This is a genomic window from Lentzea jiangxiensis (genome assembly GCF_900104175.1).
GTDB lineage: Bacteria > Actinomycetota > Actinomycetes > Mycobacteriales > Pseudonocardiaceae > Lentzea > Lentzea jiangxiensis.
In genome coordinates this window covers 39,310-46,544 of sequence record NZ_FNIX01000032.1, presented here as the reverse complement: position 1 = coordinate 46,544, position 7,235 = coordinate 39,310, and the positions used below count along the sequence as shown (strand labels likewise).

4 protein-coding genes and 1 pseudogene are annotated in these 7,235 nt (G+C 61.0%); 2 read left to right on the top strand and 3 right to left on the bottom strand.

What is annotated here, in order from left to right:
* On the top strand, positions 1 to 354 hold a 354-nt coding region (locus BLQ91_RS38005; protein WP_143023038.1), incomplete at its 5' end, for a transposase.
* A 211-nt stretch (positions 355 to 565) separates the two neighbouring features.
* Here BLQ91_RS38005 and BLQ91_RS40835 read toward each other — a convergent pair.
* Both BLQ91_RS40835 and BLQ91_RS40830 read right to left on the bottom strand, forming a co-directional pair.
* Positions 566 to 2,458: a hypothetical protein gene (locus tag BLQ91_RS40835; protein ID WP_143023037.1), complete on the bottom strand. Its 1,893-nt coding sequence runs from the start codon at positions 2,456 to 2,458 to the stop codon at positions 566 to 568.
* Positions 2,459 to 3,069: 611 nt separating this feature from the next.
* Entirely contained in the window at positions 3,070 to 3,594 is a 525-nt protein-coding gene (locus BLQ91_RS40830; protein ID WP_281199890.1) for a WS/DGAT domain-containing protein, read from the bottom strand.
* A 924-nt stretch (positions 3,595 to 4,518) separates the two neighbouring features.
* Here BLQ91_RS40830 and BLQ91_RS37995 point away from each other — a divergent pair.
* Positions 4,519 to 4,944: pseudogene (locus tag BLQ91_RS37995) on the top strand (transposase); the annotation flags it as partial.
* A gap of 876 nt (positions 4,945 to 5,820) precedes the next feature.
* On the opposite strand, the gene BLQ91_RS37990 reads toward BLQ91_RS37995, so the two are convergent.
* Positions 5,821 to 7,119, bottom strand: a complete 1,299-nt coding sequence (locus BLQ91_RS37990) for a cytochrome P450 (protein WP_090105190.1) — start codon at positions 7,117 to 7,119, stop codon at positions 5,821 to 5,823.
* Between the last annotated feature and the right edge of the window lie 116 nt (positions 7,120 to 7,235).

Genomic DNA, 7,235 nt, shown 5'->3' with positions numbered 1-7,235 from the left:
TCCGTGCGAGCGGCGCCTACCGTGTCCACGTCGACCCGCGGTTACGACGCGGGCAAGAAGGTGCAGGGACGCAAGCGCCACATCGCCGTGGACACCCTCGGACTGCTGATCACGGTGCTGGTCACCCCAGCATCCACATCGGACAGAATCGCAGCCCGCTCCCTGTTGCGGCGCCTGCGGTCCGCCGCCGGACGGCGAGTCCAACTCATCTGGGCGGACGGCGGCTACACCGGAACCCTGCTCGGCTGGGCACGCAACACCCTCGCGCTGACCGTCGAGATAGTGAAACGGCCCGACCTACCGCATTTCACGGTGCTGCCACGGCGGTGGGTGGTGGAACGAACCCTGGCATGATCACCAACCACCGCCGCTGCGCCCGAGACTACGAACGACTACGCCACCACCACGAGGCAATGGTGCGATGGTCGATGATCCGCATCACCGTCCGACGACTCACGCAGCCTCAGTAGCTTAGAAACAGGCACTTAGGGCCTCAACGACGAGAGGCTGCTGCAGAGAACCTAAGTCCAGCCGACACCAGCCTACGTCAGTTATGCGCAGTCGGTTACAGATTGCTGATCGGCTGAGTGACGACTGAAAGCCAGTCATTCTTTACCATTATTTCCGCATAGCTGCGTGCCTCTATTGCCGCCTGGTCTAGAAGTCGCTTTCTGAGCAATGTTTCATCATACTGCTCATCCTCGTCGGGGTGATCCCACATCACCGTCGAAGGCATCGGATTCCGACTCGCGAGACAGGGACTGAGCCCGCAACTGGTTCCCGCGTCTTCATAGCCACCAGTAAGCACATCGGCAACCCACAACGGCACACAGTCACATTGAACGAGGAGGCGAACCTGCACTGCCGGGAAAAGTCGATATGCATATTTTTCAACCAGCTGCGTCCATGATTTCATGAGCTCATCCGGAAGAAGCGCGCCCAATCGCGCACAGCCTACTGACAACATGAACATCTGGGCACGTCGCCCAGCGAAGTCGCACTCAGCGCAGACTCGAGGTTCTATGCCCCAACCCTGCATGTCCAAACGCCCCACGAGGCCTGGCTCGGGACTTAAGCCCACCAGTGCGAGCAGCTTGGTAACAACGATGTTAATCTGATCATCAGCTTCGATGGGCGTGCACGAGATTGGGGCGGCCCGTGTGACCGCGACAGCCGGAAGGTCAGTTCTGGCACGGATGCTGTCCGTGCGGCGTCGCAGGCCTTGATGGCGACCCCCGAGGAAATTGAACGGATGTGGCGCCCAGGCGATGCGCGCTTCCCATGGAGCGCGGAGGCCGAGAGCATTATCGCGTGACATGCAGTCGCGACTTGCGACTGTCGCACAGTCAACACACAACCAGTTCAGTGGGCTGTGTTCGCCGATGGCTGCTTCAGAATCGTGATCAGATGTCCAGCCTCTGAGCATCTCCCCGAGCGCGGCGGATCCGTATCTCCCATAATCGGGCAGCGACAAAAGACGAGGAACTGGCCAAAGTCCGAATTGGCCGTATCCCAGGCTTATCATAGAGGCTTTCCGTATCGACTCGGAAAGATTGCACAGAATTCCTGTGTGAAGGAGTGAGGCGTTGGCGCTCGTCACTGCCGAATCCAGATTGGCGAACCATCGCAGGCTCAAATTCCCAATTGAGTTGCGGCGGAGCCAGATCCATTCCGGATCGTCCGACCCGCTAAAGTCCCGCCGCCCCCTTTCAACCGCCTCGCCGAACGCGGAGGTAATCGAGGAAGATATTCCTCGATCGCGCGGCAGACTTTCCCAGTCGGGCATATAGGTTATAATCGAGTCCGCATAGGAAAGAAAGCCAGCACGAAGTGACATCTCAGGTGAAAAACATGTGGCTACCAGAGGGGACAAATACTGATTGTGTCCTAGGGGTGGTCCGGTCGCACAGTCAAGCACTGTTTGATTAACATTGCCCTTCTCGTATCCTGCAGCTCCACTTCCGTCAACATGGACCGCTGGATCGAGGCTCGCCAGAAGTCCCCTGAGGTATGTCTCGGAGAACATGTACCACACGTGCAGGCAGCGATGCAAAAGCAAATCATCCACTTCGGACCTGATCGCATCGATATTCAACAATCCTGCGACATGGTCGACAAAAACGTCAAGTAATCCAATATCAGCAAGAAAGTCTGCCACGCGGTTAGCAACTTCGACCAGATTCTTCAGATCGTCCTCGACGCCACCTGAAGCGGGTTCCGATCTCGCCAACTCACGGACGCAGCTTGCATATATGCTGGTATCGTGGGTGGCGCCCAGATTCTTGCCACTGGCGCGCAAGATGTCGATCTCATCACAGATGAGCAGGCAGACGCGTCCAGACAGCAAGGCGGCCGATCGAAGCTTCTCAGCCTTCTCGACTGCTTGACTCATATAATTGACATGCAAGTTGCGCAGTTCATCCAAATCGCTCGCGCATGCAAACGATGTCAACTGCAAATCGGATACCATATTTCCTTTTTTGATGTCGGATCCTCTCTTTTGCTTGGCGAGTAGGTTTGAGTGAGTTCTGCAGGCAGCAGCATCGACCGCATTTCCATCTACGACATAATTCGGCCAACGTCTTCACTGCACGTCTGAGAGCGCGGCCAACCTAGCCGAGCGTTCTGCCGACCGGAACGGGGACCGTGCTGAGGGGCGGGCGCATGGACGCATGCATCCCATGCGTGATGCTCAAGGAAACCTTCTAATCCTTCCTGGGGCTGGCGGCCGCCCCGACGGCGATGTTCGAGCAGCAGGCGGGTCCTGAATTCTTCCTGCCCTCAAATGAACATGAGTCCAAAAATCTCGCCGACAATAGCGGATTTATCCACTCCGTGAGGATCGGGAACCCGCTTCGCAATTAATTTCCCTTTATTGAACTGCGACGGATGTTGTGACTTGAGATCGTGAATTCAAGAAATCATTTCGGATAACAATTGGCGCAAGATAGCCTCTTTCAACGAAGAGGAGAATTCGGGTATCTGCAGCTTCGTAAACTTCCGATTTGCTAGAAGTTTCCTCATCTTCGCATCAAAGCCTCTACGCCGCCCGAGCTCGACTGCAAATACTTACAATCCCTCGGCCGCCCCCATGGCGCGTTTTTGTTCGTCGTGTTCACCAAGTCCGTTGCGGGGATATTTGATATTGGTCTCAGATGTACTTCCGCATATAGTGGCATGCAGTTGTGAGAGAGATTTGGACCACAAGGAGACCAGATCACCGACACGGTCGATGTTCGTGTCCGCCAGCACGCTGGGGATGACGCGGCCGCGGTACTGAATTATCGCGATGATCGCGGGATGACGCGGAGGAAACGGGGGGCTAAAGGCATCGGTGACCACGGTTTCCTTCACGACAAGAGGGGGCAGCGGCACGGTAGTCACGATTAGAGGTAGATAGCGCGGATCGACGATGCGCCGGTACAGCGCGGTTATCACCGATCGCGGCGCGTGAGATAGCAGTGCTCGGTACAACTGACGTTGACGCAGCAACCGGGACAACCGTGTCTGCACTTGGATCTCGCGGAGACGGCGCTCGCTGGAAGCAGCGTAACACGGCAGGCTCATCGTTAGCACGCCCGACTGGTTTCCCAGGTACCCACCCTAGCTCCGAAGCGCGAGAGGAACACCGATGCGCAGGCCGCCGCGCCCTCGGCGACGCCCGCCAGAGTTCTGGCGCCCAGTCCCGCAGGACACCGGCCAGCGCAGTCAGGCAGATGGTGTTCCGACTGACTCTCGCTGCCTGAGCCGTTTCCCGTAACTGCTCTTGGTTCAACTTCACGGATACCATACGACGTTGGCCAGAGATGGCGTAGTCCGATAGTATCCACCTGGCGGTGTGCCGGAGCGGGATTCTAAGATACGTCGACACCGGCCGCCGCACGCGGGGGCGAGGTGTGCCACGATCGGTTGTCGTCGGTGCGGGAAGGGTTTGAGTCCCGAAGAACGCTCCCACAGCGGTCGCCACCCCGACTCCATCCAGGAAAGCGTGATGAGCGTAGTAGCACAAGGCGAACGAGCGTGGCGTTCCCTTCTCGTCAATGTCATGCCCGCGCAGCAGAACCAACCGCCACTACCGGCGATGCGAAGGAAGAGGTTCGTCGATCACCTTCAGCGCCTCGGCCCTCAGGTCCGCTCCAGGGACGAGCAAACGCTCTCCCACGTGCGCGTGGACGTCGAATTCGGGATCCGGTTCCCAAAACTTCCTACTCCGGCTGAGCCGGTACCGCAGGGTGGGTGCATGGTCCATTCGTTCCGCCAACAGCTGTCCTAATTCGCTCACGGTTGACGGAACGCCGGGAACCACCATCACACTGCCCAGGTGCATATGCGAGGAACTGACAGCGCTCTCCGCGATTTCCAGCAGCACTTGGTCGACTGCACTAAGAGGCGCAGTGCCGAGAAAGTCATCAGCCCGGCTTCGCTCGACTTTGTTTCGCAAAATACCCTCCAGAGGCATATCGATTGTCGGGTCCTTTCTCCTCGGCTCTCCACTCGAATCGGCATCGCCTCGTCGTGGTCGTTATCGACCGGATCGTGGGCTACTCCATCGACTCCCGGATGAAGTCCCGCCTCGCCGTCGCCGCGCTCACCAACGCCGTCGCGAGACGTGACGACGTCGCCGGCTGTGTGGTGCACACCGACCGTGGATCGCAATTTCGTTCCAGGAAGTTCGTCCGCGCTCTCGCGCGTCACGGCCTGTCCGGTTCGATGGGCAGGGTGGGCGCGGCGGGTGACAACGCCGCGATGGAGAGCTTCTTTGCGTTGCTGCAGAACAATGTTCTCGACCGACGTTCCTGGTCCACCCGCGAGGAACTCCGGATCGCGATCGTCACCTGGATCGAACGCACCTACCACCGCCGCAGACGCCAGGCCGCCCTCGGCAGGTTGACCCCTATCGAATACGAGGCAATCATGACCACGCCAGCCAGTCAGGCTGCGTGACTACCGCTGTCACCTATTCGTGCAGCAGACCCCCATCCACCTGACGCAGCCTTCTACCATCCGTCATGACAACTTCAGCCATTCTGAGAACAGCGGGTCAGGCCAACATCGCGCCGAGCGCGACAAGTTACGCATCGCCTGAAGTTCCTCACAGCAAGGAGACGATCTCAGTGCCAGTCGGAACGAATGTAATTATACTTCTGACCGAGAATTCCGCCGTAGCGCCCGTCTGGCAAGAAACCCCATTCGGTCGTGAACTGACATACCAGCCCACGATGCTGATAGAACAGTACGTGAGCAACGTCATTCCCCGTGTCGGTGAGCACACCATAATCAGCGGGTATGCACATAAGCCTCATGCTATACATGCTCGCGTCGTTGCAGTCGCGCATCACTGGAGCAAGACGAGCGGGCCCGAAGCACACGTGATCGTCCGGTGCATCGAGGGAAATGCCCCGATTCAGCTCGACTGAAGGCTGCCAGCAGGCCGCCTCGGCGAGCGATCACCTCATTTCAGCGGTGAAGCAGGATTCCGGCGCCCCAGATCCCCCATTATTTGGACAAGTCGGCTCGAGTGACAACCGGTTCGATGTATGCACGGGTTGCTCGCCTTGTATTTCTTGCCGCATGTGGCTTTTGTTGTTCGTGGTGTGCAGCTGGCTGGCATCGGAGCAGTCCTGTCGGCCTGTCTGCGTCGCGTCGTGGGGTGTTCGGGGCACCGGACGGACACGCGAGGTATGCGGGAGTGCCGCAGCCACACTGATTTCGAGATCGCATCGGAGCAGACGCGTGCGGGTGGTGTCGGCGACCCACAGCCGGCCTGGGGCCGGTGCCTCTCGTGGGTCGCGCCGGCTCGAGGATGTGCGCCGCTTCGCTTCATGACCGTCGGAGGTCCTGGCCAGCGGACGTGGGGACGAACCGCACCTTCGCACGGGCCGGCACGAGCAGGATGTCGGGCTGGGGAGCCGCATTCGCTGGTTCGTCCATGTTCAATTCGTAATCCCGTGCGAGCAGCGCCACCGCGCGCACGAGGACCTTCAGACCAAGCAGGCTGCCGATGCACACCCGCGGTCCGGCACCGAACGGAAGGTAGGCGTGTGGGGCATGGGGCTTCTCCTCGCCCAGCCAGCGTTCCGGGCGGATCTCGGCGGGGGCGTCCCACCACCGCTCGTCGTGGTGCAGCAGGTACGGGCTGAAGAGCACGCGCTGGCCCGGCCGCAGCTCGTGGCCGCCCAGCGCGACCGGGGTGGCCACGTCCCGGGCCAGCAGCCAGGTCGGCGGGTAGAAGCGCAGCATCTCCTTCACGAACCCGGCCGTGTACGGGAGATCCGCTTCGCCGGCCTGAGGTGGTGCGGTGCGGGCCTCGGCCTGCAGGCGCGCCAGCAGGTCTGGGCGCCGGGACATTTCCCTGATGCACCAGGCCAATGCGGTTCCCGGGGTGCCGTGGCCGCCGATCAGGGAGATCCGCAGGACGGCGGCAACCACCGGGTCCGGCATCCGGTCTGGGCGCGCGAGCAGCACGTCGGCCAGGCTGCTGCCCGGTTCGGGTGCGGCACGCAGCCGGCCCAGGACGGCGGCCAGGCGGTCGGTGAGATCTCGTTCGGCCTTCACGGCTCGGCGATAGCGCCGGCCTGCACCCCACGGCGGTGTGTCGAACGTGCGGCTGACCGCGAGGATGTCGTCCGATGCCTTCGCGGTGCGCTCGTAGAACGGGGGTGCTTCGTCGCCGAGGCAGATATCGATGATCGCGTGGCCGCAGATGCGCTCGCACGCGGCCAGCAAGACCAGCCGCTTGTCCGGAAGTGCGGTCACGGCAGCGGCCAGCGCCTGGTCGAGCCGCTGGTCGCACTGCTCGATCAGGTCCGGGTGGATGCCTCGGCCGCCCTGCCTGCGGCCGCGCATCCACGCGTCCAAATTCTCGGCGGCGGTCTGTTGGTGTTCAACCATCGGCACGGTCGCGGAGAACTCGCGGTTCGTCCTGGCCAGCACCTGGTGGACCAGCTCGGGGTGGTTCACCACGACGATGGCGGAGCCGTACTGGAAGACGTCGCCGTAGCGGGCCGACCAATCGGTGAGGCAGCCGATCCGGTCTTTGTCATAGGCGTACTGGTTGCGCAGGCCCGCGCCCCCGGGAACCTGAGGCATGACCGTCGTGACATCGGGGTCGGTGAACATGCACGCCTCATCTCAACGGGAGTCGAAACCTTCGCGGAGGACCGGGCCGCCGCTGAGGCGGCGGCCCGGTCCCTAGGCGCGGCTCAGCCGCACTTGGACTGGACGGCGTAGGGGCC